Genomic DNA, 21,969 nt, shown 5'->3' with positions numbered 1-21,969 from the left:
GGGTGAAGAACTGTTGCTGGAAAACCCGGGGGGCCATTGGTGAGACGCCTCCAATCCATGCGAGGCCCCGCTGTTTAGCATCGGCGCGATGAACTATCCGCACCTGCTGGCCCCGCTGGACCTGGGCTTCACGACGCTGAAGAACCGCGTGCTCATGGGCAGCATGCACACCGGGCTGGAGGACGGCCGCAAGCATTTCGAGCGCATGGCGGTGTTCTTCGCCGAGCGTGCGCGCGGCGAGGTGGGGCTCATCGTCACAGGCGGCTTCGCGCCGAACATCGAGGGCTGGGCCAAGCCGTTCGCCGGCACGCTGGCCACCTCGGGCGCGGCGCGGCGGCACAAGCTCATCACCGACGCCGTGCATGCCGAGGGCGGCAAGATCGCGCTGCAGATCCTGCACACGGGCCGCTATGGCTACTCGCCGCTGTGCGTGGCGCCGTCGCGCATCCAGTCGCCCATCACGCCGTTCACGCCGCGGGAGCTGTCGCCGCGCGGCATCGAGCGGCAGATCCGCGCGTTCATCCGCTGCGCAAAGCTGGCCCGCGAAGCCGGCTACGACGGCGTGGAGGTGATGGGCAGCGAGGGCTATTTCATCAACCAGTTCCTCGTCGAACACACCAACCAGCGCACCGACGCCTGGGGCGGCTCGTACGAGAACCGCATGCGGCTGCCGCTGGAGATCCTGGCGCGCATGCGCGAGGCGGTGGGGCCGGACTTCATCATCATCTACCGGCTGTCCATGCTGGACCTGGTGCCCAACGGCAGTTCGTGGGACGAGGTCGTGGAGCTGGGCCGGCGCGTGGCGCGCGGCGGCGCCACCATCATCAACACCGGCATCGGCTGGCACGAGGCGCGCGTGCCCACCATCGCGACCAGCGTGCCGCGCGCGGGCTTCGCGTGGGTGACTGCAAAACTTCGCGCCAAGCTGCGGGAAGAAGGCATCACCACGCCGCTGATCACCAGCAACCGCATCAACACGCCGGAGGTGGCCGAAGGCGTGCTGGCCGACGGCTCGGCGGACATGGTGTCGATGGCGCGGCCCTTCCTGGCCGACCCGGCCTTCGTGCAGAAGGCGCGCCAGGGGCGGGCCGACGAGATCAACACCTGCATCGCCTGCAACCAGGCCTGCCTGGACCACACCTTCGCGCAGAAGATCTCCACCTGCCTCGTGAACCCGCGGGCGGCGTACGAGCAGGAAATCGTGCTGCGCCCGGTGGCTGGCGGCGCGAAGAAGCGCATCGCCGTCGTGGGCGCTGGCCCGGCCGGGCTGGCCGCGGCGACGACGCTGGCCGAACGCGGCCATGCGGTGACGCTGTTCGACGCGGCGGCCGAGATCGGCGGCCAGTTCAACATGGCCCGCCGCGTGCCGGGCAAGGAGGAGTTCAGCGAGACGCTGCGCTACTTCGGCCGGCGCATCGAGGTCACCGGCGTCGAGCTGAAGCTGAACTGCCGCGTGGGCGCCGACGACCTGGAGGGCTTTGACGACGTGCTGCTGGCCACCGGCGTCAGCGCGCGCGACCCGAAGATCAAGGGCCAGGCCGAGGGCGTCGCGCGCGGCCAGGTGCTGAGCTACATCGACGTGCTGCGCCACGACAAGCCGGTGGGCAAACGCGTGGCCATCGTCGGCGCGGGCGGCATCGGCTTCGACATGGCGGAGTACCTGCTGGAGGCCGGCCACTCGCTGACGCTGGACCCGGCCGCGTGGCGCAAGCATTGGGGCGTGGGTGACCCGGAACAGGTGCGTGCCGGGCTGCTGCGGCCGGCACCCGACGCGCCGAACCGCCAGATCACGCTGCTGCAACGCAAGACCGGCAAGCCCGGCGCTGGCCTGGGCAAGACGACCGGCTGGATCCACCGCGCGGCCTTGAAGATGAAACAGGTGGACATGCTGGCCGGCGTGAACTACGAGCAGATCACGCCCGAGGGGCTGTGGGTGAGCTACGGCGAGAAGCGCTCGGACGCCCAGCTCATCGAGGCCGACACCATCGTGCTGTGCGCCGGCCAGGAGCCGCTGCGCGAGCTGGAGGCGCCGCTGCGGGCCGCGGGTGTGAACGTGCACCTGATCGGCGGCGCGCTGGAGGCCGGCGAGCTGGACGCGAAGCGGGCCATCCTGCAGGGCACCAAACTGGCCTGCTCGCTGTAGCCGGCGCCGGGCGGCCGGACAACCGGGCTCAGCGACGCGACATCTCCCACAGCTGGTACAGCGTGTGGTCATCGTCCTCGACGACTTCCAGGCCGCGGGCGAGGTCGAAGCTGGAGTCGTACCAGCCGCAATCCAGCTTGCGCGCTGCGGCCGCCGCGGCGGCGCCCTGCCCCGCCGTGGCGTGCGGCAGCCTGGCGTTCACGATGGGGAACTGCGAGGAGCTGAAGAATTGCATGCTGGGTCTCCGGTGCTGAGGGGTTTGACGCCGTGGAAAACGTCACACCGTCAGCATCGGCGCCAGGCCTGTTTCGCGACATCACCCAGAGGGTGGGACGCGGGGGGATGCCGCCGCGGCGCCTCCCCCCAAATCCCCCGAAGTCCCCCCTAAGAGGGAGATGAAAATGGGGTCAGGTTCAATTTTTTGCGGCCGGCGCCATGCTGATCGCTGCAATTCGCGCAGCCCAACCTGCTGCGTCCGCCTCCGCCGATCACCCGACCGACGGCCCGGGTGCGGACGACGACGCCATCCGCTGGCTCAGCTCCCGCCGCGCGTCGCCGCCTATCCAGCGGGCCGACTTCTCCTCGCGCCCGCACAGCCGCTCCGCCACGGTGAGTGCTGGCTCACGCAGCGCCGCGCTGCGCTTGCCGATCTGGCGCAGCGCCCAGTTGACGGCCTTCTTGACGAAGTTGCGGTCGTCGGCGGCAGCCTGCTCGATGAGGGGCAGGCGGGCGAGGAAGTCGGCGTCGGGTCGTTGCTTCTGGTGCACGGCGGCCACGGCCAGCAGCGCGAAGCCGGCGCGCTTCTCGAACTCGGGCTCACGCGCCGCCCAGCGCGGGATGGCATCCCACGCCAGCGGGCTCTTCACGAAGGCGTTCAGGCAGGCCTGGTCGCAGACGTCCCAGGCGCGCAGGCCGGCCACCCAGTGGTCCATCTGCGCCGCGGTCAGCTTGGCCGGCTCGGCCGCCATGCCGGCGAGGATCTGTGCGTCGGGGATGCCGGTGTCCCACAGCGCGAGCGCCAGGTCGTGGTCGCGCCTGAACTCGCGCGCCAGCGCGCGCAGCGTGGGCACCGCCAGGCCCAGCCGGCCTTCGCCGGTCAGACCGAAGCGGGCCATGTCGGCCAGCGCGTCGAGGCGGGCGGCCGCGCGCAGCCGGGCCAGGGCTTCGTCGAGTCGGGCGGCAGGCATGGCCGGGCACTCTAGCGCCCGACGGCCGATCGGTCAGCGGCCCGCGCGGCGCCGGCGCAGCCCCGCCGCCAGCACCAGGCCGCCGGCCAGCGACAGCGCCGCGGTCGACGGCTCGGGCACGGCGGTGACGGAGACGTTGTCGATGAGGCCGCCGGCCATGTCCGACGTGCCGGTCGCGGCGAAGCGCAGCACCGCGCTGCCGCTGCTGCCCAGGTCCACCAGCGCGCTGAAGCGCTGCCAGTTCGGCACCGATCCACCGGCGACGCTGTCCATGACGGTGCCGGTGAAGCCACCCAGACTGACCTGCACACCATGGGTGTTCGCGCCCCAGCCGATGCGCGGCGTGTACCAGAAGCTCAGGTTCACCCAGCCGGTGGCATTGATCGTCTGGCTCATCGCGCTGTTGGCGAAGGTATCCAGCTCGACGAGCTGCTGGCCGTCCTGCGCCAGGTTGCCCTCCAGCTGGTTCTGCAGCTCGATGTCGGGCGCGCCGGTCCAGCCGGTGATGTTGGGTCGGATGACCCAGCTGTTGCCGGCGATGGGGTCGGCTTCAAAGCTGCCGTTGACGACCAGGTTGGGGCCGGCGGCCAGAGCCGGTGTGAGCGACAGCGCCAGCGTGGCGGCGGCGGCAATGTTTTTCATGGATGCCCTTGTGAAATGACTCGCGCGCGAGTCTAGGGAGACTCCGGCGACCGCGCCCTCCCTATGAATGCCGGTGTTCATGCGGCCACCGCATGAGCTGCGTTGGCAAACGCGCCTGGCCGCGCGCAAAGCCCGGGACAATCCGGGCACCGCTTTCTCACCGCCGGACATGAAGCTGCAACCCCTCTTCTCGTCGCTGGCGCTGGCCCTCACCCTGGCCTGCGCTCCCGCCCACGCCGCCACCGGGCCCGGCGTGTCCTGGCAGGCCGCCGCGGCCGATGCCGACATCGACCGCGCCTTTGCCCAAGCCAAGGCGGAGAAGAAGCCGGTGCTGTTGTACTGGGGCGCCAAGTGGTGCCCGCCGTGCAACCAGCTCAAGGCCACGCTGTTCAACCGCGCCGACTTCATCGAGCAGAGCAAGGCCTTCGTCGCCGTGGGCATCGACGGCGACGCGCCCGGCGCGCAGAAGCTGGGCACGCGCTTCAAGGTGCGCGGCTACCCGACGCTGATCCTGTTCAGCCCCGCCGGCCACGAGATCACGCGCCTGCCCGGCGAGGCCGATGCGGCGCAGGTGATGAAGGTGCTGCAGCTGGGCCTGTCCAGCGGCCGGCCCGTCAAGGCCGTGCTGGCGGACGCGCGCGCGGGCAGGAAGCTGGGTGCCAACGAATGGCGGCTGCTGGGCTTCTACGGCTGGGAGACCGACGAGCAGCAACTGCTGCCCGCCGCCGAGCGCCCCGCCACGCTGGCGCAGCTGGCCCGCGCCAGCGAGGGTGCGGACGCCGAGACCGCCACGCGGCTATGGCTGAAGTCCATCGGCGCGCTGGCCGACGGCAAGACGGCCGACCCAGCCCAGCTGCCGCGGCTGCGCGCCGTGCTGGCCGACGCCGAGCAGGCCCGCGTGCAGATGGACGTGCTGACCAACGAGGCCCCCGACCTCGTCAAGGCGCTGACGCAGGCGGCGGGCGAGGCCCGCCGCCTGCTGGTCGCCGAGTTCGATGCGGCGCTGAAGCGGCTCAACGAAGACGTGACGCTGTCGCGTGCCGACCGGCTGAATGCGCTGCAAGGCCGCATCGAACTGGCGCGGCTGGACTCGGCCAAGGACGACCCGCACCCGGCCAGGATCCCCGCCGCGCTGCTGGCCGAAGCGCGCGAGCAGGCCGGCAAGGCCAACCGCGACGTCACCGACGGCTACGAGCGCCAGGCCGTCGTCACCGAAGCGGCCCACCTGCTGGGCCGCGCCGGGTTGTGGAAGGAGAGCGACGAGCTGCTGAAGTCGGCCCTGGCGCGCAGCCACTCGCCCTACTACCTGATGAGCCAGCTGGGCGGCAACGCGAAGAAGCAGGGCAAGACCGCCGACGCGCTGCGCTGGTACGAGGAGGCCTTCAACAAGAGCGAGGGCCCGGCGACCCGGCTGCAGTGGGGGTCCAACTACCTCGGCGCGCTCGTCGAGCTGAGCCCCGAAGACACGGCGCGCATCGAGAAGACCGCCGCCCAGCTGTTCGCCGAGGCAGAGAAGGACCCCGGCGCGTTCTACGAACGCAGCGAACGCTCGCTGAAGAAGGTCGCGACGCTGCTGGCGGGCTGGAGCAAGACCCCCGCCCAGGCCGCCGCCCTCGGCCGGCTCAAGGCGCAGCTGGACGGCGTCTGCGGCAAGCTGGACGGCAGCGATGCCAAGGCGCGGGCCGCCTGCCAGGGGCTGATGGCGCCCGCTGCCCGCAAGGCCTGACACCGGCCAGCCGCAATTTCGGGCCGCTGGTGCGGCCCCACCGGCCATTCACGCAAGCGCCGCGGCGCCCGCACCGGCGCGCCCGGATACTCCGCCCACTCCCAACTTCCCGAGTGAAGGCATGCGTGAATGGCGTGGGTGCCTGCTGGCACTCCTGACGATGACCGGTCTGGGCACGGCCGCGGCGGCTGCGCCGCTGAAGCCCTGCCGTATCGACGGCATCCCCAACGAGTTGCAGTGCGGCAGCCTGCAACGCCCGCTGGACCCGGCACGGCCGGACGGCGCGAAGATCGACGTGCACTACCTCGTCGTGCCGGCCATGGCCCGCAACAAGCAGCCCGACGCGGTGCTGATGCTGGCCGGCGGCCCCGGCCAGAGTGCCATCAGCGTGGCCGCGCGCATGCTGCCGCGGCTGTCGCGGCTGGGCAACCGGCGCGACCTGGTCTTCATCGACCAGCGCGGCACCGGCAAGTCCGCGCCGCTGGACTGCCCCGACGACAGCCGGCTGCCCATCACCGAGCAGCTCGACGGCGCCGCCCAGCTGCGCCGGCTGGACGCCTGCCGCGCCGCGCTGGAGAAGCTGCCGTATGGCCAGGAGGGCGGCCTGCGCTTCTTCACGACGACGATCGCGATGCAGGACATGGACGCCGTGCGCGAGGCTCTCGGCGTGCCGCAGTGGAACCTCATCGGCGGCAGCTACGGCACGCGCGCCGCGCTGGAGTACCTGCGCCAGTTCCCGACCAAGGTGCGCCGCACCGTCATCGACGGCGTGGCGCCGCCCGACATGGTGCTGCCGGCCAGCTTCTCGCCCGACACGCAGGCCGCGCTGGACAAGCTGCTGGACGCACACGCCAAGACCTATCCGACGCTGCGCGCCGACTGGCAGGCACTGCTGGCCTCGCTGCCGCGCCAGGTGACGGTGGCGCAGCCGCTGACGGGCCAGCCCGAGCGCTTCACGGTGGACCGCGAGCTGCTACTGCGCGCCGTGCGCCCGCCGCTGTACCAGCCGGCGCTGGCCGCCGCACTGCCGGCCGCCATCCAGGCCGCCGCGCGCGACGGCCGCTTCGACGGCCTGTTCGGCCTGACCTCGGCCTTCAGCGGCGGCAAGGACCTGCGGCTGGCGATGGGCATGCACTTCTCGGTCGTCTGCGCCGAGGACATGCCGCGCCTGGCCGAGTCGACCGACAAGCCCGGCGCCGACTTCCAGCGCGTGGATGCCGACATGTACGCCCGCGTGTGCAAGACCTGGCCCCGCGGCGACGTGCCGGCCGACTTCTACAAGGTGCCGCCCGCGCCCAGCCCCGTGCTCGTCATGAGCGGCGGTGCGGACCCCGCCACGCCGCCGCGCCACGGCGAGCGCATCGCGAAGGCGCTGGCCGTCGGCCACGCCGAGCGCGTGCAGCACCTGGTGGTGCCCGAGGCCGGCCACGGCGTCATGGGCGTGGGCTGCGTGCGCGACCTGATGTTCCGCTTCATCGACGCCAAGACCGACACCGACGCGCTGCCGCAGGACGCGAGCTGCGCCACGCGCATCCCGCGGCCCGTCGCCTTCCAGCCCATCCAGGCCCCGACGAACGGAGCCGCGCAATGATCGACATCGCCAACGTCCACAAGCACTTCGTCTCGCGCACGGGCGCGGGGCTGTTCAAACGCGGCGACAAGCGCGTCGTCCACGCCGTGCAAGGCGTCAGCGTGGCGGCCGCCGATGGCCGCATCACCGGCCTGCTGGGTGCCAACGGCGCCGGCAAGACAACGACGCTGCGCATGCTGGCCGGGCTGTTCGCGCCGGACAGCGGCCGCATCACGGTCGACGGCATCGTCGTGCAGGACGAACCGCTGAAAGCCTTGGCCCGCATGGGCATCCTGGGCGATGCACACGGCCTGTACCCGCGGCTGTCGGCGCGCGAGAACATCGCCTACTTCGGCCGGCTGCAGGGCATGGACCCCGACGCCGCCAACGCGCGCGCCGAGGAGCTGGCGCGGCTGCTGGAGATGCAGTCCATCCTGGACCGCCGCGCTGACGGCTTCAGCCAGGGCGAGCGCATGAAGACGGCGCTGGCCCGGGCCCTCGTGCACGACCCCGCCAACATCGTGCTGGACGAGCCCACCAACGGGCTGGACGTGCTGGCCACGCGCGCGCTGCGCGAGGCGCTGCGCTGGCTGCGCAGCCCCGAGGGCGGCGCCAAGTGCATCGTCTTCTCCACGCACATCATGCAGGAGGTGGAGCAGCTGTGCGACGAGGTGGTCGTCGTGTCCAAGGGCCGCAGCGTCGCGCACGGCAGCGTGCCGGAGCTGCTGGCGCAGGCGGGTGAGACCCGCTTCGAGGATGCGTTCGTGAAACTGGCTTTCCCTGCCGAGGTGGCTGCATGAAACAGGCGTTCATCGTCTTTGCCAAGGAACTGGCCGACGCGCTGCGCGACCGCCGCACGCTGCTGCGCATGCTGGTGCCCGCGCTGCTGATGGGGCCGCTGATGCTGGCGGCGCTGTCCGCGCTGATCGCGTCGTTCGAGGAGCGCGCCGAGAAGCGCGAGGTGCTGGCCGTGGGCATCGACGCCGCGCCCACGCTGAAGAATTTCATCGAGCGCCAGACCTTCACGATCAAGCCCGCCCCGGCCGACTACGAGGCCCGGCTGCGCGCGACGACGCTGCTGGAGCCGGTGATGGTGGTGCCGGCGGACTTCGAGGCCAAGCTGCGGGCCGGCGAGGCGCCGACGGTGGAGATCGTCAGCGACAGCGCCAACCAGCGCGCCGGTGCGGGCGTGGGCAGCATCCACCGGCTGCTGGGCGGCTTCAACCAGGAACGCGCGGCGTTGAACCTGGCGCTGCGCGGCGTGTCCATGGAGCTGCTCAAGCCCATCGAGGTCGAGGAACGCGACCTGGCCAGCGTGCAGGCCCGCGCGTCGCGGCTGACGGCCATGGTGCCGATGTTCATCATCATGGCCGTGCTGTACGGCGCGCTGACCGCGGCGCTGGACAGCACCGCCGGCGAACGCGAGCGCGGCTCGCTGGAACCGCTGCTGATGAACCCGGTGCCGCACGGCGCGCTGGTGGTGGGCAAGTGGGGCGCCGTGGCGCTGATGGGCATGGTGGTGGCGCTGCTGTCCAGCTTGAGCTTCGTGCCGGCGCAGTGGCTCTTGAGAAGCGACAGCCTGCAGGCGATGTTCCAGTTCGGCATGGGCGAGGTGCTGGCCTTCTGGCTGCTGCAGATCCCGCTGGCGGCGGGGCTGTCCGGCCTGCTGATGGCGCTGGCCATCCGCTCCAAGACCTTCAAGGAGGCGCAGGCCGGCAGCACGCTGGTGGTCACCGTCGTCAGCCTGATGCCGATGGTGACGCTGCTGAACCCGGGCGGCGATGCGCCCTGGTACCTGTGGGTGCCGGGCCTGGCGCAGAACACGCTGATGCTGGCCGTGCTGAAGGGCGAGGCACTGCGCTGGGGCCAGGTGTTGCCGGGCGTGCTGACGGGCTTCGCGATGGGCGCCGTGGCGCTGTTCTACGTGGCGCGCTCCATGCGCGCGGCGGTGGCGCGGTAAGCTGCGCGCCGCATGAACCGCCCCCTCGCCACCGCCGCCATGGCGCTGCTGCTCGCCGGCTGCGCCAGCGCCGGCAGCTTCTCCGCCTTCGAGCCCGCCACGCCGGCCGACTACACCGGGCCCACGGTCAACGTGGCCGACCAGGCCGTGGCCGCAGGCCCGCAGCGGCTGCATGTGTTCGAGATGACACAGGTGGACGGCCGCCGGCTGGCCAGCAGCAGCGTGGCCACCACGCGGGCCGGCCAGGGCGGCGCCATGACGGTCACCGCCGTGGCGCTGAGCAACGAGCTGGCCGTGCGGCCGGCGCGCGTGCAGCTGCAGGCGGCGACGCAGTACGCATCGCCGCTGGTGGCGTTGTCCAACCCGACCTGCCGCACGGTGGGCGAGGTGGTCTTCACGCCCAGGGAGGGCGTGCGCTACGCCGTCCGGGGCCGCATCGAGGCGCAGGCCTGCGAGGTCTGGATCGAAGACCTCGCCACCGGCCAGCCGGTCACCGACAAGGTCACCGGCCCGGGCACGCAGCGCTAAGCCAGCCGCCGCGCCGCGGCGGCCAGCAGCGCGCGCGAGTACCGGCGGTGAAAGCCCAGCAGCGCATGGAACACCCAGCTGAAGCGCGGCTCGCCGCCCGGCCCGCGCCGGCGTGGCACCACGGCGGAGCCGAACCACAGCGTCGTGCCGCCGCCCTCGCCCGCCTGGGCCTTGAACCAGGAGCGCGTGGCGCCGCTGTCCTCGTGCATCAGCAACTCGTCGCCCGTGCGGGCCTCCACGGTCCAGACGGCGATGCGCTCGCCCTCCCCCCGCGCCACCGCGCGCGCCATCGCGTCGCTGGACGGCTTGCCCAGCAGCGCGATCAGCGCGCGCTCCAGCTTGAACAGCCGCGTCGTATAGAAGGCCTCGACGAATGCCGCCAGCGTGACGGCATGCGGCAGCTGCAGCGCATAGGCATCGGCAAAGGCGCCGCGCTCGGCGGCCATGCGGCCCAGCAGGCTGTCGGCGGGAACGGGGGTGTCGTCAGGTGTCATGGCGGCACAGCGTAGGCGCTGATCGGTGACATAGCCGCAAGCAATTGGCCTGCGCCGATGAGAATCATTAGCATTTGGCTATTAGATTCAATCAGACGATAGACACCATGACCAAGACCGTCAGCTTCGGCATCCTGCACCTGGGCACCTCGTTCACGGTGACCTACGCACTGACGGGCAGCATCGCCGTGGCCGGTGCCGTCACGTTCATCGAGCCGCTGGCCAACACGGTGCTGCACTACTTCTTCGACAAGTACTGGGACCACCCGCGCGCGCAGGCCTTCCGTGCGCGCTGGAGCGGCGGCCGCCGACAGCTGGCGGGCGGCTGAGTCAGCGCAGCCCGTCCAGCAGCGTGCGGCGCAGCGTGGCCTCGTCGGCGATGCCGTCCTGGCGGCGCATCAGCTGGCCGTCCTTGAACGTGAAGTAGGCCGGGATGCCGCCCACGGCGTACTGGCGCACGAACTCGCTCTGCCCCACCGTCTTCCAGGGCTGGAAGGCGACGCGCGCGAAGCGGGTGCCGCTGGCGCTTTCGGCGGCGGCCAAGGCGTTGAAGGCGGGGTTCGAACGCACGCAGAAGCCGCAGCCCGGGTCGTACGAACTGAGCTGCAAGACCACCCAGCCCTTGCTCTGCCGCACCCACGCGCTGACGTCGGCGGGCGCCACGCTCTGAACGCCGGGCGCATTGGCGGCCGCGCGACCGGGCGGGGGCGGCAGCGGGGCATCGGCCACCGCCGGGGCCTTCTGCTGCTCGACGTAGGCCAACAGCGGCGCGCGGTCCAGCTGCGGGGTGGTCACGGTCTTGACGACGGACGCATAGCCATCCGCATAGGCACCCACGCGGATGGCCACCACGGCATCGGCACGGTGGGCCATCAGGTACATGCCGCGGGCGCCGAAGGCGCTGTACTGAAGCCGCTTGGCAGGGTCCAGCTCGTGGGACCAATAGATGGACACATCCGCGCTGCCGGAAGGCGAGGTGCAGGGAATATCGCAGATGGTGACGAGCTCGAACCCCTGCTCGCGCAGCTGGCCGGCGTAGTGGCGCGCGATGAGCAGCGGGCTGTCGTCGGCAGGATGCTTGTACTGCTGCATGGACACCTTGCCCTCGTAGGGCAGCCGCCAGCGGCTCTCGTTCCTGCCCTTCGCGCGCTCGGGCGGCGAGATCGGCAGCGCGCCGACTTCGAGCGGGTTGTCGTAGCGCGCCAGCTCATGCGCACGCGGAAACGGCCGCAGCTCGACGGGCTGAGCCTGCGCGAGGACGCTGCCCAGCAGCATGGCCACGGCGGCCAGGCCGGGTTGGAATCTCATGGTTTTGCTCCCTGACTGTTGACACGCCGGCCACGAAGACACGGCGGCGGCAGTCTAGGAGACGCTCGGCTGCCCGCGCCCGACGACGGCGGGCGCCAGGTTACGAGCTGTGTGCCGCTGGCGGCCCGCCGGGCGCCGTCTGCTCCTCCATCCAGCCCAGCCAGCGCATCGCCTGCTCGCGGCTGGCGCCGCACATGTCCTCGTGCGGCTGCAGCGAGCCGCACACCGCCGGCCGCTCGGGGCGGCCGAAGATCTTGCAGCGCAGCTCGTCGTCCAGCTGCGCGCAGCGCACGCCGGCGGGCTTGCCCTGCGGGTGGCCGGGGATGGGCGAGCTGATCGACGGCGCGATACAGCAGGCGGCGCAGTGGGGGCGGCAGTCCATCGCGGCATTGTCCGCCGCGAACGCGTCAGCCCTTGGCCGGGCAGGTGCTGACGCCCAGCACCGAGTACAGCGGGCAGCTGCTCATCAGGCCCGTGGCCAGCGGCACGAGGCCCAACCAGCCCCAGGCGCCGATGACGCCGGTGGCCGCAAGGCCCAGCAGCACGAGGCCGGCGCAGAGGCGGGCGGCGCGGTCCAGGCCGCCGACGTTGGTCTTGAACATGAGGCACTCCTTGGGGTGGTGATGCCGCCATCGTCGGCCGGCGCGCCCCGCGTGTCGGTGACCACGGTCACACAGCGCTTGACGCCGCGCAAAGCCGCTGCAGCGCCGCCGCGTCGGTCACGTCGACGCGCTCGCGCCCCAGGCTCACCCAGCCGTCGCGTTCGAAGCGGCGCAGCAGCCGGCTGACGATCTCGCGCACGGTGCCCAGATCGTCGGCCAGCTGCTGGTGCGTGACGAGCAGGCGCGGGCCGCGGGCGCACAGCAGCGCGGCCAGGCGCTGGTCCAGCCGCTGGAAGGCCACGGCCTCCACCAACGCCATCAGGTCGGCCAGGCGCTCGGCCATCAGGCCCATCACGTAGCGGCGCAGCACGGGGTCGCGCTCGCAGACGGCCTCGAAGTCCGCCGGGCTGATGAGGCGCAGCGCCGTCTCGGTGCGGGCTTCGCCGCTGGCCGTGGCCGCGCGGTGGGCGAACAGGCAGGTGGCGGACACGACGCAGACCTCGCCCGGCTCCACGCGGTACAGCTCCAGCCGCCGGCCGTCCGGCGCCAGCAGCGACACGCTGACGCTGCCCGCATCCACCAGCGGGAAGCCCGGGCAGGGTCGGCCGGCGTCGAACAGCCGGGTGCCGGCCCGCACCTGCATCGCGGGCGCCCGCCGCGCCAGGTCGGCCAGCGCGGCAAGGGCGGGGTCGGCGGGCAGCGGCATGCCCGGCATTCCACCACGGTCACCCCCGATGCCGGGTGACTTGTCCACAGGCCCTTCGTAAAATTCGCGGTTCGCCCAGGCAACGTGGCGCCCCTCGTCCAAGGAGTACCTTGGCCGGTCCCCCGAGGGGACGGCGATGCCCACCGGATCGACCGGCAGGCACATCGCCTGAGCGGGCCGGCTTGGCGAACTGGCGTCGGACACCAGCAGTCCCTGCGGACTGCTGGCGCCTACGACAGGCCAAGGGCCTCGCCCTTGGCAGCCCGGCGCCCGGCCCGACATGCGGAAATGGAACAGAGATGCTTTACCCCAAGGAATTCGACGTCATCGTCGTCGGCGGCGGCCATGCCGGCACTGAAGCGGCGCTTGCCGCGGCGCGCATGGGCGCGCAGACGCTGCTGCTGACCCACAACATCGAGACCCTGGGCGCGATGAGCTGCAACCCCAGCATCGGCGGCATCGGCAAGGGCCACCTCGTGAAGGAGGTGGACGCGCTGGGCGGTGCGATGGCGCTGGCCACCGACGAGGGCGGCATCCAGTTCCGCATCCTGAACGGCAGCAAGGGCCCGGCCGTGCGCGCCACCCGCGCCCAGGCCGACCGCATCCTCTACAAGGCCGCTATCCGCCGGCGGCTGGAGAACCAGCCCAACCTGCAGCTGTTCCAGCAGGCCGTGGACGACCTGATGGTGGAAGGCGACCGCGTGGTGGGCGCCGTCACGCAGGCCGGCATCCGGTTCCGCGCCCGCGCCGTCGTGCTGACGGCCGGCACCTTCCTGGATGGCCGCGTGCACGTGGGCCTGCAGAACTACGCCGCCGGCCGCGCCGGCGACCCGCCGGCCGTGTCGCTGTCGGCCCGCCTGAAGGAACTGAAACTGCCGCAGGGGCGCCTGAAGACCGGCACGCCACCGCGCATCGACGGCCGCACCATCGATTTCTCCAAGTGCGAGGCCCAGCCCGGCGACCTGACGCCCGTGCCGGTGTTCAGCTTCATGGGCAACACCGCCATGCACCCGCAGCAGGTGCCGTGCTGGATCACGCACACCAACGCCCGCACGCACGAGATCATCCGCAGCGGCTTCGACCGCAGCCCGATGTTCACCGGCGTCATCGAGGGCGTGGGCCCGCGCTACTGCCCCAGCATCGAGGACAAGGTGAACCGCTTCGCCGACAAGGACTCGCACCAGATCTTCCTGGAGCCCGAGGGCCTGACGACGCACGAGTTCTACCCGAACGGCATCTCCACCTCCCTGCCCTTCGACATCCAGCTGGCCGCGGTGCGCAGCATCCCCGGCCTGGAGAACGCCGACATCCTGCGCCCGGGCTACGCCATCGAGTACGACTACTTCGACCCGCGCGGGCTCAAGGCCTCGTTCGAGACCAAGGTCATCCAGGGCCTGTTCTTCGCCGGCCAGATCAACGGCACGACCGGCTACGAGGAAGCCGCCGCCCAGGGACTGTTTGCCGGCCTGAACGCCGCGCTGCAGGTTCGTGGCGACGACCCGTGGACGCCGGCGCGCGACCAGGCCTACCTGGGCGTGCTGGTGGACGACCTCATCACCAAGGGCGTCACCGAGCCGTACCGCATGTTCACCAGCCGCGCCGAGTTCCGGCTGCAGCTGCGCGAGGACAACGCCGATGCGCGCCTGACCGAAGTGGGCCGCCAGCTGGGCCTGGTGGACGACGAGCGCTGGACCGCCTTCAACCGCAAGCGCGATGCTGTTTCACGTGAAACAGAGAAGCTGAAGAGCACCTGGGTCCACGCGGGCATCTTGCCGGCGGCGGACGCGGAACGTCTCGTCGGCAAGGCGCTGGAGCGCGAGTACACATTGGTCGACCTGCTGCGCCGGCCCGGCGTGGTGTTCGACACCGTCGCCGAGGTGGCGTCCATCGCTCGACCCGAGGCCGGTGTTTCACGTGAAACGTTGAATGCCGAGCTGGGCGAAGAGCTGGCGGCCCTCGTCACCGAGCAGGTGGAAATCAGCACCAAGTACGCCGGCTACATCAACAAGCAGGTCGATGACGTCGCCCGCGCCGCGCACTTCGAGCATCTGAAATTGCCCGAGGAGCTGGACTACGGCCTTGTCCACGCCCTCTCCTTCGAGGCACGGCAGAAGCTGAACAAGCACCGCCCCGAGACGCTGGGCCAGGCCTCGCGCATCTCCGGCATCACGCCGGCCGCGATCTCGCTGCTGCTGGTGCACCTGAAGAAGGGCAAGTTCAAGGGCTTCACCGAGGCGGAAGCGGCATGAGGGACACGCTCCAGACGGCAGCCACCCAACTCGGCCTCGAACTCGGCGACCACCAACTCGACCAGCTGCTGGCCTACCTGGCCCTGCTGCAGAAGTGGAACAAGGTTTACAACCTGACCGCCGTGCGCGACCCGGCGCAGATGCTGAGCCACCACCTGATCGACAGCCTGTCGGCCTTGCCGCCGCTGCTGCGGCATGGGGCGCCGGCCAGGCTGATGGATGTGGGCGCCGGCGGCGGGCTGCCCGGCGTGGTCATCGCCATCTGCTGCCCCGGCACCGACGTGACCTGTGTGGACGCGGTCGCCAAGAAGGCCACCTTCATCCAGCAGGTCGCCGCCGAGCTGAAGCTGCCCAACCTGCACGGCGTGCACAGTCGCGTCGAGCAACTGACGACCGAGCCGTTCGGCGTCATCACGTCCCGCGCGTTCGCGTCGCTGGTGGACTTCACGAGCCTGACCCGCCAGCACCTGGCACCCGGTGCGGTCTGGATGGCCATGAAGGGCCAGCACCCAGCCGACGAGATTGCCGCCCTGCCCGCGGACGTGGCCGTGTTTCACGTGGAACAACTGGCCGTCCCGGGCCTGGACGCGCAGCGCTGCATCGTCTGGATGAAGCCTCGCTGAGGCCGCTTCACGGGTCGCGCCCGAGGTCCGACTCGCCCTCCGCCCGGTACGATGCCGGTTGCTCCCGGAACCCCAGCCATGGCCAAGATTTTCTGCATCGCCAACCAGAAGGGTGGCGTCGGCAAGACCACCACCACCGTCAACCTCGCCGCCGGCCTGGCCCAGATCGGCCAGCGCGTGCTGGTCGTCGACCTGGACCCGCAGGGCAACGCCACCATGGGCTCCGGCATCGACAAGCGCAAGCTGGAGATGACGGTCTACGACGTGCTGCTGGAGTCCGCCTCCATCGCCGAGGCCAAGGCCCGCGCGGACAAGGCCGGCTACGACGTGCTGGGCGCCAACCGCGAGCTGGCCGGCGCCGAGGTCGACCTGGTGGCGCTGGAGCGCCGCGAAGCCCGGCTGAAGGCCGCGCTGGCCGAGGCCGGCAAGGACTACGACTTCGTGCTGATCGACTGCCCGCCGTCGCTGTCCATGCTGACGCTGAACGGGCTGTGCAGCGCGCACGGCGTCATCGTGCCCATGCAGTGCGAGTACTTCGCGCTGGAAGGCCTGACCGACCTGGTCAACACCATCAAGCAGATCCACGCCAACCTGAACCCGGACCTGGAGATCATCGGCCTGCTGCGCGTCATGTTCGACCCGCGCATCACGCTGCAGCAGCAGGTCAGCGACCAGCTCAAGGCCCACTTCGCCAACAAGGTGTTCGACACCGTCATCCCACGCAACGTGCGGCTGGCCGAGGCGCCCAGCTACGGGCTGCCAGGCGTCGTGTTCGACCCCAGCTCCAAGGGTGCCCAGGCGTTTGTCGACTTCGCCAGGGAGATGGTGAAGCGGATCGAGACGATGCGGTGAGCAAGGTGCTGCTGATGGCGGCCTTGGTGGTGCCACTTTTGGCCTGCGCCCAAGTCCATCATTGCGACCTGAAGCGCGTAACCATACAAGCTCGGGCAGAAGATGAGAAAGAGCCGGTGCTCACCGTCTACGCGTTTTGGCCAGAAGGCTTAAACATCACGCGGGCCGATGGCACGCCCGCGTCCAACGAGTACGCCACCGAAAACGCTCGATACCTGAGGGATTTGCAGACGCGCAAACGGACTGGCGAGAAGCCAATCCCGCCCCCGGCAATACTGCTGAAGGGGCCCCACTTCATTCTGCGGTCCGGAGATGAAGCCCGCGCCCGGAGGTCTCACGTCACTTGCAGCTATCTGGCAAAAGCCGAAACCGGCGGCTTGGTTCTTGAGTTGACAGCGACATATTGCGAGCACGGCCAATGCGCGACAGCCACCAAGGTCATCGCGCCTGAACTGGAACAGCCATGAACCTCCATGGGGCCACGATACGCAAGATGACCCCGGCCGACGCCGATGCCATCGCCCTCCTCCACGCCACCAGCTGGCGCAGCGCCTACCGCGGCATCGTGCCGGACGGCTTCCTGGACCATGACGTCTTCGCCGAGCGCCAGGCCGTCTGGCGCGAGCGGCTGCAAGGCCCGGCGACGGCGCCCGCCTTCGGCATCGTGGCCGACGACGCCGCCGGCCAGATGATCGGCTTCGCCTACGTGCTGCCCGGCCATGATCCGGTCTGCGGCACGCTGGTCGACAACCTGCACGTCCACCCCGACCTCAAAGGCGGCGGCCTCGGCCGGCGGCTGCTGCAGGCCGTCGTCCGCGAGCTGGGGCCGGCGCACACGCAGCCGCTGCACCTGTGGGTGCTGGACCAGAACGAGCCCGCCAAGCGCTTCTACGCCCGGCTGGGCGCGGAGTTCATCGACCCCGGCATGACCGGCCCGTTCGGCGGTGTGTCGCTGCCGGAATGGCGCTGCCTGTGGCGCGACCCCCAGGTGCTGCTGACCGATGCTTGACGCCCTCGCCCTGCGCGCCGAACTCGCCGGCCTGGACGCCTCCGCCCCGCCGCAGCAGGCCGACATCGACGGCTGGCTGATCCGGCTGTCGCCCGGCAAGGCCAAGCGCTCGCGCTGCATCAATGCGCTGCGCCAGGGCACGCTGCCGCTGGACGAGCTGCTGGCACGCTGCCAGCGCGCCTACGACGCTGCCGGCCTGCCGCTGGCCGTGCGCGTGACGCCGTGGAGCCAGCCGGCCGACCTCGATGCCCGCCTGGCTGCCAAGGGCTGGGGCGCGTTCGACGCGGCCGATGTGATGGTGCTGGCCACCCTCACGCCGGACCCCGCGCCCGCCGCGCTGCAGCCGCTGGATGCCACCGCCTACGCAGCACTCGTCGGTGGGCTGCGCGGGTCGTCCGACACGGCCATCGCCGCGCATGCCGAACGCATCGCGACCGCGCCGGTGACGTACCAGGGCTTTGCGCTGAACGACGCCGGCGGCGCGCTGCTGGCCTGCGGGCAGATGGTTGTCGACGGCGAGCTGGTCGGCCTGTACGACATCGCGTCGGCCCAGCCGCGGCAAGGCCACGGCGAGCGGCTGTGCCGCGCGCTGCTGGCCCTCGCCCACCAGCAAGGCGCCCGCCAGGCCTACCTGCAGGTGGGCAGCGACAACGCCGTCGCGCAGCGGCTTTACGCACGGCTGGGCTTTGTGTTCGCCTACCGTTATCACTACCGCAGCCCCGAGGCGGTGCTGACATGAGCTCATGGACCCCCACGCTCGCGATGCTCGCTGCCCCCCGAGGGGGCGATCAGCGGTTACGGGCGGCCGGGCACCGCTGATGCTGCGACACCTGCGCCCCACCGACCTGGCCGACTTCCAGGCCTACCGCGGCGACCCCGAGGTAGGCCGCTGGCAGGGCTGGCAGCCGCAGACCGACGCGCGGGCGCTGGCCTTCCTCGAAGAGATGGCCGCTGGCCCGCTGTTCCAGCCCGGCACCTGGACGCAGCTGGGCATCGCCGATGACCTGACGGGCCAACTGATCGGTGACCTGGGCGTCCACATCAGCGCCGACGGCCGCGAGGCCGAGTTCGGCTTCAGCCTCGCCCGCGCGGCGCAGGGCCGGGGCCTGGCCAGCGCCGCGGTGCGCGCGGCCATCGCGCTGGTGTTCGAGCAGACGGCCGTCCGGCACATCCACGCACAGACCGACGCGCGCAACGCGGCCTGCATCCGGCTGCTGGAGCGGCTGGGCGCTACCCGCATCGCCACCGTGGCCACCGAGTTCCGCGGCGAGCCCTGCACCGAGCTGCGCTACCTGCTGGCGTCCCGCCCGGGCTGACGCGTCCCCCCACCCGTCAGACCGTGCAGCGGCGGCTTACGTCTGGCTACAAAAACGGCGCTGCCGGCGGCTCACCGTCCCTTGTTTGAAGGCCATCGGCGAGCCAGCGCGCCGCGTTGACGGCGTCACCATCGCCCTCCTCGGAACACAAGGCTCCTCATGACGCCCCTGCGCACCGCCCTCGCCACCCTCACGCTGGCCGCCGCCACGCTCGCCACCCCGGCCTTCGCCGACGCCCCCAAGGTCGACGTGGCCGGCAGCGCCGACCACCCCGTCCTCAAGCGCTTCACCGGCAGCGTGCTCGTCGGCTACGCCCAGCAGGACTGGGACCAGCGCAGCTTCCCCGACGCCAGCGGCGTGTCCAAGACCGAGAACGACAAGTTCAACCGGCCCGTCGTGCTGGAAGGCAAGGTCACGCGGCTGTTCTACCTGTCGCCGCTGGGCAAGAGCCCGCTGGAGGTCTACCGCAACCACCAGCAGGCGCTGGCCGCCGCCGGCTTCAAGCCCACCTGGGGCTGCGAGAACGAGGCCCAGGGCTGTGTCAAAGCCTACTTCGCGCTGGACGGCTACGAGCGCGCCAAGGGCATGCAGTGGGCCGAGGGCGACCTGCCCGCCGCCGGCGGCCAGCACCGCGGCAGCAGCTGGCCGCTGGCCATGTCCATCACCCATGACCAGGCGCGCATGACGGTGGGCACGCTGAGCAGCGGTGGCCGCACGCTGCACCTGCTGCTGTTCACGTCCATGGCGTCCAACGAGCACACCAACCGCGCGGTCACCTACGTCGAGATCGTCGAGCCCAAGGCCATGCCCACGGGCCAGGTCACGGTGGACGCCAAGGCCATCGGCCAAGGCCTGCAGGCCGAGGGCAAGGTGGCCCTGTACGGCCTGTTCTTCGACACCGGCAAGACCGACGTCAAGCCCGACAGCGCCACGCAGCTGGACCAGATGGCCGCGCTGCTGAAGGCGCAGCCGGCGCTCAAGGTGCTCATCGTCGGCCACACCGACAACGTCGGCGCCATCGACGCCAACCTCGCGCTCAGCGAAGGCCGCGCCAAGGCCGTGGTGGCGGCGCTCACGCAGCGCGGCATCGCGGCCGGTCGGCTGCAAGCGCGCGGCGTCGCCAACTTTGCGCCGGTGGCGTCCAACGGTAGCGAAGACGGTCGCGCGAAGAACCGCCGCGTCGAGATGGTCCTGCAGTAACCCAATCGCCCCGAGGATGCCCATGCTTCACCGCTCGATGCTGGCCGCCCTGCTGCTGGCCGCCTTCACCGCGCACGCCGCGCCGGGCGCCGACCTGCCCGGCGCTGCCGACCACCCGCTGATCAAGCGCTTCGCCGGCTCCTGGCTGGCCGGCCAGCGCGTGGCCGACTGGGACGCCGCCGCCGTGCCCGCCGCGCCCGAATACCAGAAGGCCGACAAGTACAAGTTCAAGGAGCTGGTCGAGCTCGAAGGCAAGGTCACGCAGACCGTCTACATCGCGCCGCGCGGCAAGGCGGCGCTGGAGGTCTGGCGCAACTACCAGCAGGCGCTCAACGCCGCCGGCTTCAAGCCGCGCTTCGTCTGCGAGCGCGACTGCAGCGACCTCTACTTCGCCTGGACCCGCCAGCTGCAGCCCACCAAGGGCTTCGTCTGGGCCAAGGGCGACGTCGACACGCCGACCGGCAGCCGCTACAGCCTGACCTCGGCGCTGGCCCACGACGACGGCCGCATGCTCGTCGGCACGCTGGGCAAGCCGGGCCAGCAGGCCACCGTGCTGCTCTACACATCGCTGGCCGCCAACGCGACGACCGGCCTGGTCGCCACCTACGTGCAGGTCATCGAGCCCAAGGCCATGGCCACCGGCCAGGTCACGGTCGACCCCGCCGCGCTGCAGGCCGGCCTGGCGGCGGAGGGCCGCGTCACGCTGACGGGGCTGTTCTTCGACACCGGCAGGACTGAGCTCAAGCCCGAGTCCCAGGCCCAGCTCGACGCGATGGCCGAGCTGCTGAAGAGCCAGCCCGCGCTGAAGGCCTGGATCGTCGGCCACACTGACAACGTCGGCGGCTTCGAGGCCAACGAGAAGCTCAGCCTGGCCCGCGCCCAGGCCGTCGTCGCGGCGCTGACCGCGGCGCCGTACAAGGTCGACGCCAGGCGGCTGACGGCCCGCGGCCTGGCCTCGCTGGCGCCGGTGGCCGGCAATGGCGACGAGGCCGGGCGGGCGAAGAACCGGCGCGTGGAGCTGGTGGCGCAGTAAGCCGTACCGCCCCGCCCGCGTCACCGCTCCAGCGACGCGATCAGCGCCGGCAGCGCCCGGGTCCCGCTGCGGGCCTGCTGCGTCAGCGGCGTCTCGCCCGTCACCCAGCTGGCGCGCAGCGTGGCGGCCACGGCCTTCTCGCCGTCGGAGAGCTGCGCGTCCAGCTTCGCGATGCGCTCGGTCATCTCCGGCGGCGGCGCGGGCATGCGCGCCTTCAACAGCTGCAGCAGCGCATAGCCCTTGGTCTTGTCGGCCGACAGGTCGGCGGACAGATCGCGCGCCAGGTAGGCCGTGGCCGGCAGGCTGCCCTGCCGGGACGCGCGCTCCAGCCACTGCCGGGCGTTCGCGGCATCGCCCCGCTTGGCGTACGCGATGCCCACGTCCTGCTGGGCCAGCTCGTAGCCGGCCTCGGCGGCGCGCAGCTTGAACTTCAGCGCCTCGGCCTGGTCGACAGGCACCACGCCCGGGAACTGGCCGGCCAGGTAGCAGCCCACCTTGTAGGCCGCCAGCGGGTGGCCGGCCGCCGCGGCGGCGGAGAACTGCTGGAACGCCGCAGCGGTGTCCCGCGCGGTGCCGATGCCGTTGTTCAGGAACATGCCCAGGTGGTACTGCACCTCGGCATTGCCGGCGGGCGCCAGCGCCTTCAGCTGGGTGAACAACACCTCGCTGGACGGCGCCGGCTGCGCGAGCGTGGCGCCGGACAGCGCAACGATGGCGATGGATGCAACCAGATGCTTGACGATGTGCATGGATATCCCGGTTTGATCGGCGACAACACGGCCGCGCGCAGCCAGCTTACCCGCCCGGCCGCGCCGCCCTGA

The 21,969-nt window shown here is 71.2% G+C and carries 25 protein-coding genes; 16 read left to right on the top strand and 9 right to left on the bottom strand.

Features of this window, described 5'->3' with window-relative positions:
- Positions 1-88 precede the first annotated feature (88 nt).
- On the top strand, positions 89-2,143 hold the full coding sequence (locus tag ACG04Q_RS17570; protein ID WP_394512392.1) for an oxidoreductase: 2,055 nt from the start codon (positions 89-91) through the stop codon (positions 2,141-2,143).
- A 28-nt stretch (positions 2,144-2,171) separates the two neighbouring features.
- Here ACG04Q_RS17570 and ACG04Q_RS17565 read toward each other — a convergent pair whose 3' ends face one another.
- The 3 genes from ACG04Q_RS17565 to ACG04Q_RS17555 all read right to left on the bottom strand — a co-directional run bounded on the left by ACG04Q_RS17565 (position 2,172) and on the right by ACG04Q_RS17555 (position 3,972).
- The gene (locus ACG04Q_RS17565) at positions 2,172-2,378 is read right to left on the bottom strand and encodes a hypothetical protein (protein ID WP_394512390.1); all 207 of its coding nucleotides are present in this window, start codon (positions 2,376-2,378) and stop codon (positions 2,172-2,174) included.
- 253 nt (positions 2,379-2,631) lie between these two features.
- Positions 2,632-3,330 carry a DNA alkylation repair protein gene (locus ACG04Q_RS17560; protein WP_394512388.1) on the bottom strand — a complete coding sequence of 233 codons (699 nt, stop codon included), beginning with the start codon at positions 3,328-3,330 and terminating at the stop codon, positions 2,632-2,634.
- A 33-nt stretch (positions 3,331-3,363) separates the two neighbouring features.
- Complete coding sequence (locus ACG04Q_RS17555) at positions 3,364-3,972, bottom strand: PEP-CTERM sorting domain-containing protein (RefSeq protein ID WP_394512386.1); 609 nt, start codon at positions 3,970-3,972, stop codon at positions 3,364-3,366.
- Between the two features lie 169 nt (positions 3,973-4,141).
- Here ACG04Q_RS17555 and ACG04Q_RS17550 point away from each other — a divergent pair, with 169 nt between their 5' ends.
- From ACG04Q_RS17550 to ACG04Q_RS17530, 5 genes are all read left to right on the top strand, one after another.
- Positions 4,142-5,698 carry a thioredoxin family protein gene (locus ACG04Q_RS17550; RefSeq protein WP_394512385.1) on the top strand — a complete coding sequence of 519 codons (1,557 nt, stop codon included), beginning with the start codon at positions 4,142-4,144 and terminating at the stop codon, positions 5,696-5,698.
- Positions 5,699-5,819: 121 nt separating this feature from the next.
- Entirely contained in the window at positions 5,820-7,289 is a 1,470-nt protein-coding gene (locus ACG04Q_RS17545) for an alpha/beta fold hydrolase (RefSeq protein WP_394512383.1), read from the top strand.
- Positions 7,286-8,068, top strand: a complete 783-nt coding sequence (locus ACG04Q_RS17540; RefSeq protein WP_394512381.1) for an ABC transporter ATP-binding protein — start codon at positions 7,286-7,288, stop codon at positions 8,066-8,068. The genes ACG04Q_RS17545 and ACG04Q_RS17540 overlap by 4 nt, the downstream gene beginning before the upstream one ends.
- Positions 8,065-9,228: an ABC transporter permease gene (locus ACG04Q_RS17535; RefSeq protein ID WP_394512379.1), complete on the top strand. Its 1,164-nt coding sequence runs from the start codon at positions 8,065-8,067 to the stop codon at positions 9,226-9,228. Before ACG04Q_RS17540 ends, ACG04Q_RS17535 begins: the two co-directional genes overlap by 4 nt.
- Positions 9,229-9,240: 12 nt before the next feature.
- The gene (locus ACG04Q_RS17530) at positions 9,241-9,756 is read left to right on the top strand and encodes a hypothetical protein (RefSeq protein ID WP_394512377.1); all 516 of its coding nucleotides are present in this window, start codon (positions 9,241-9,243) and stop codon (positions 9,754-9,756) included.
- Here the strand turns inward: ACG04Q_RS17530 and ACG04Q_RS17525 are convergent.
- The gene (locus ACG04Q_RS17525; protein WP_394512375.1) at positions 9,753-10,250 is read right to left on the bottom strand and encodes a hypothetical protein; all 498 of its coding nucleotides are present in this window, start codon (positions 10,248-10,250) and stop codon (positions 9,753-9,755) included. The genes ACG04Q_RS17530 and ACG04Q_RS17525 overlap by 4 nt on opposite strands.
- Before the next feature lie 107 nt (positions 10,251-10,357).
- Between ACG04Q_RS17525 and ACG04Q_RS17520 the strand changes: the two genes are divergently transcribed.
- Complete coding sequence (locus ACG04Q_RS17520) at positions 10,358-10,579, top strand: DUF2061 domain-containing protein (RefSeq protein WP_394512374.1); 222 nt, start codon at positions 10,358-10,360, stop codon at positions 10,577-10,579.
- A gap of 1 nt (position 10,580) precedes the next feature.
- On the opposite strand, the gene ACG04Q_RS17515 is transcribed toward ACG04Q_RS17520, so the two are convergent.
- The 4 genes from ACG04Q_RS17515 to ACG04Q_RS17500 all read right to left on the bottom strand — a co-directional run bounded on the left by ACG04Q_RS17515 (position 10,581) and on the right by ACG04Q_RS17500 (position 12,866).
- Entirely contained in the window at positions 10,581-11,558 is a 978-nt protein-coding gene (locus ACG04Q_RS17515; protein WP_394512372.1) for a hypothetical protein, read from the bottom strand.
- Positions 11,559-11,658: 100 nt separating this feature from the next.
- Complete coding sequence (locus tag ACG04Q_RS17510; protein WP_394512370.1) at positions 11,659-11,940, bottom strand: YkgJ family cysteine cluster protein; 282 nt, start codon at positions 11,938-11,940, stop codon at positions 11,659-11,661.
- Positions 11,941-11,965: 25 nt separating this feature from the next.
- Positions 11,966-12,160 carry a YgaP family membrane protein gene (locus ACG04Q_RS17505; RefSeq protein ID WP_394512368.1) on the bottom strand — a complete coding sequence of 65 codons (195 nt, stop codon included), beginning with the start codon at positions 12,158-12,160 and terminating at the stop codon, positions 11,966-11,968.
- A gap of 67 nt (positions 12,161-12,227) precedes the next feature.
- The gene (locus ACG04Q_RS17500; RefSeq protein ID WP_394512366.1) at positions 12,228-12,866 is read right to left on the bottom strand and encodes a Crp/Fnr family transcriptional regulator; all 639 of its coding nucleotides are present in this window, start codon (positions 12,864-12,866) and stop codon (positions 12,228-12,230) included.
- A 299-nt stretch (positions 12,867-13,165) separates the two neighbouring features.
- On the opposite strand from ACG04Q_RS17500, the gene mnmG reads away from it, so the two are divergent.
- The 9 genes from mnmG to ACG04Q_RS17455 all read left to right on the top strand — a co-directional run bounded on the left by mnmG (position 13,166) and on the right by ACG04Q_RS17455 (position 21,148).
- Positions 13,166-15,115: a tRNA uridine-5-carboxymethylaminomethyl(34) synthesis enzyme MnmG gene (gene mnmG, locus ACG04Q_RS17495; protein WP_394512365.1), complete on the top strand. Its 1,950-nt coding sequence runs from the start codon at positions 13,166-13,168 to the stop codon at positions 15,113-15,115.
- Entirely contained in the window at positions 15,112-15,738 is a 627-nt protein-coding gene (rsmG, locus tag ACG04Q_RS17490) for a 16S rRNA (guanine(527)-N(7))-methyltransferase RsmG (protein ID WP_394512364.1), read from the top strand. Before mnmG ends, rsmG begins: the two co-directional genes overlap by 4 nt.
- Before the next feature lie 78 nt (positions 15,739-15,816).
- Positions 15,817-16,590 (top strand): ParA family protein, encoded by a 774-nt coding sequence (locus tag ACG04Q_RS17485; RefSeq protein WP_394512362.1) that lies wholly within the window; start codon positions 15,817-15,819, stop codon positions 16,588-16,590.
- A complete protein-coding gene (locus ACG04Q_RS17480; RefSeq protein ID WP_394512361.1) occupies positions 16,587-17,057 on the top strand; it encodes a hypothetical protein in 471 nt (156 codons plus the stop codon). The genes ACG04Q_RS17485 and ACG04Q_RS17480 overlap by 4 nt, the downstream gene beginning before the upstream one ends.
- A gap of 26 nt (positions 17,058-17,083) precedes the next feature.
- Positions 17,084-17,599, top strand: coding sequence for a GNAT family N-acetyltransferase (locus tag ACG04Q_RS17475; RefSeq protein ID WP_394512360.1), 516 nt, complete (start codon positions 17,084-17,086; stop codon positions 17,597-17,599).
- Positions 17,592-18,338, top strand: a complete 747-nt coding sequence (locus tag ACG04Q_RS17470; RefSeq protein WP_394512359.1) for a GNAT family N-acetyltransferase — start codon at positions 17,592-17,594, stop codon at positions 18,336-18,338. The genes ACG04Q_RS17475 and ACG04Q_RS17470 overlap by 8 nt, the downstream gene beginning before the upstream one ends.
- A gap of 79 nt (positions 18,339-18,417) precedes the next feature.
- A complete protein-coding gene (locus ACG04Q_RS17465; RefSeq protein WP_394512358.1) occupies positions 18,418-18,915 on the top strand; it encodes a GNAT family N-acetyltransferase in 498 nt (165 codons plus the stop codon).
- A 159-nt stretch (positions 18,916-19,074) separates the two neighbouring features.
- Positions 19,075-20,115, top strand: a complete 1,041-nt coding sequence (locus ACG04Q_RS17460; protein WP_394512356.1) for an OmpA family protein — start codon at positions 19,075-19,077, stop codon at positions 20,113-20,115.
- A 16-nt stretch (positions 20,116-20,131) separates the two neighbouring features.
- Positions 20,132-21,148, top strand: a complete 1,017-nt coding sequence (locus ACG04Q_RS17455) for an OmpA family protein (protein ID WP_394512355.1) — start codon at positions 20,132-20,134, stop codon at positions 21,146-21,148.
- Positions 21,149-21,168: 20 nt separating this feature from the next.
- On the opposite strand, the gene ACG04Q_RS17450 is transcribed toward ACG04Q_RS17455, so the two are convergent.
- A complete protein-coding gene (locus tag ACG04Q_RS17450) occupies positions 21,169-21,897 on the bottom strand; it encodes an SEL1-like repeat protein (RefSeq protein ID WP_394512353.1) in 729 nt (242 codons plus the stop codon).
- Positions 21,898-21,969 lie beyond the last annotated feature (72 nt).

Origin of the sequence: Pelomonas lactea, assembly GCF_043555885.1 — a bacterium.
In the GTDB taxonomy this organism is placed as follows: Bacteria; Pseudomonadota; Gammaproteobacteria; order Burkholderiales; family Burkholderiaceae_C; genus Pelomonas; species Pelomonas lactea.
The sequence above is the reverse complement of the archived record's forward strand: the minus strand, read 5'-3'. Positions and strand labels throughout refer to the sequence as shown.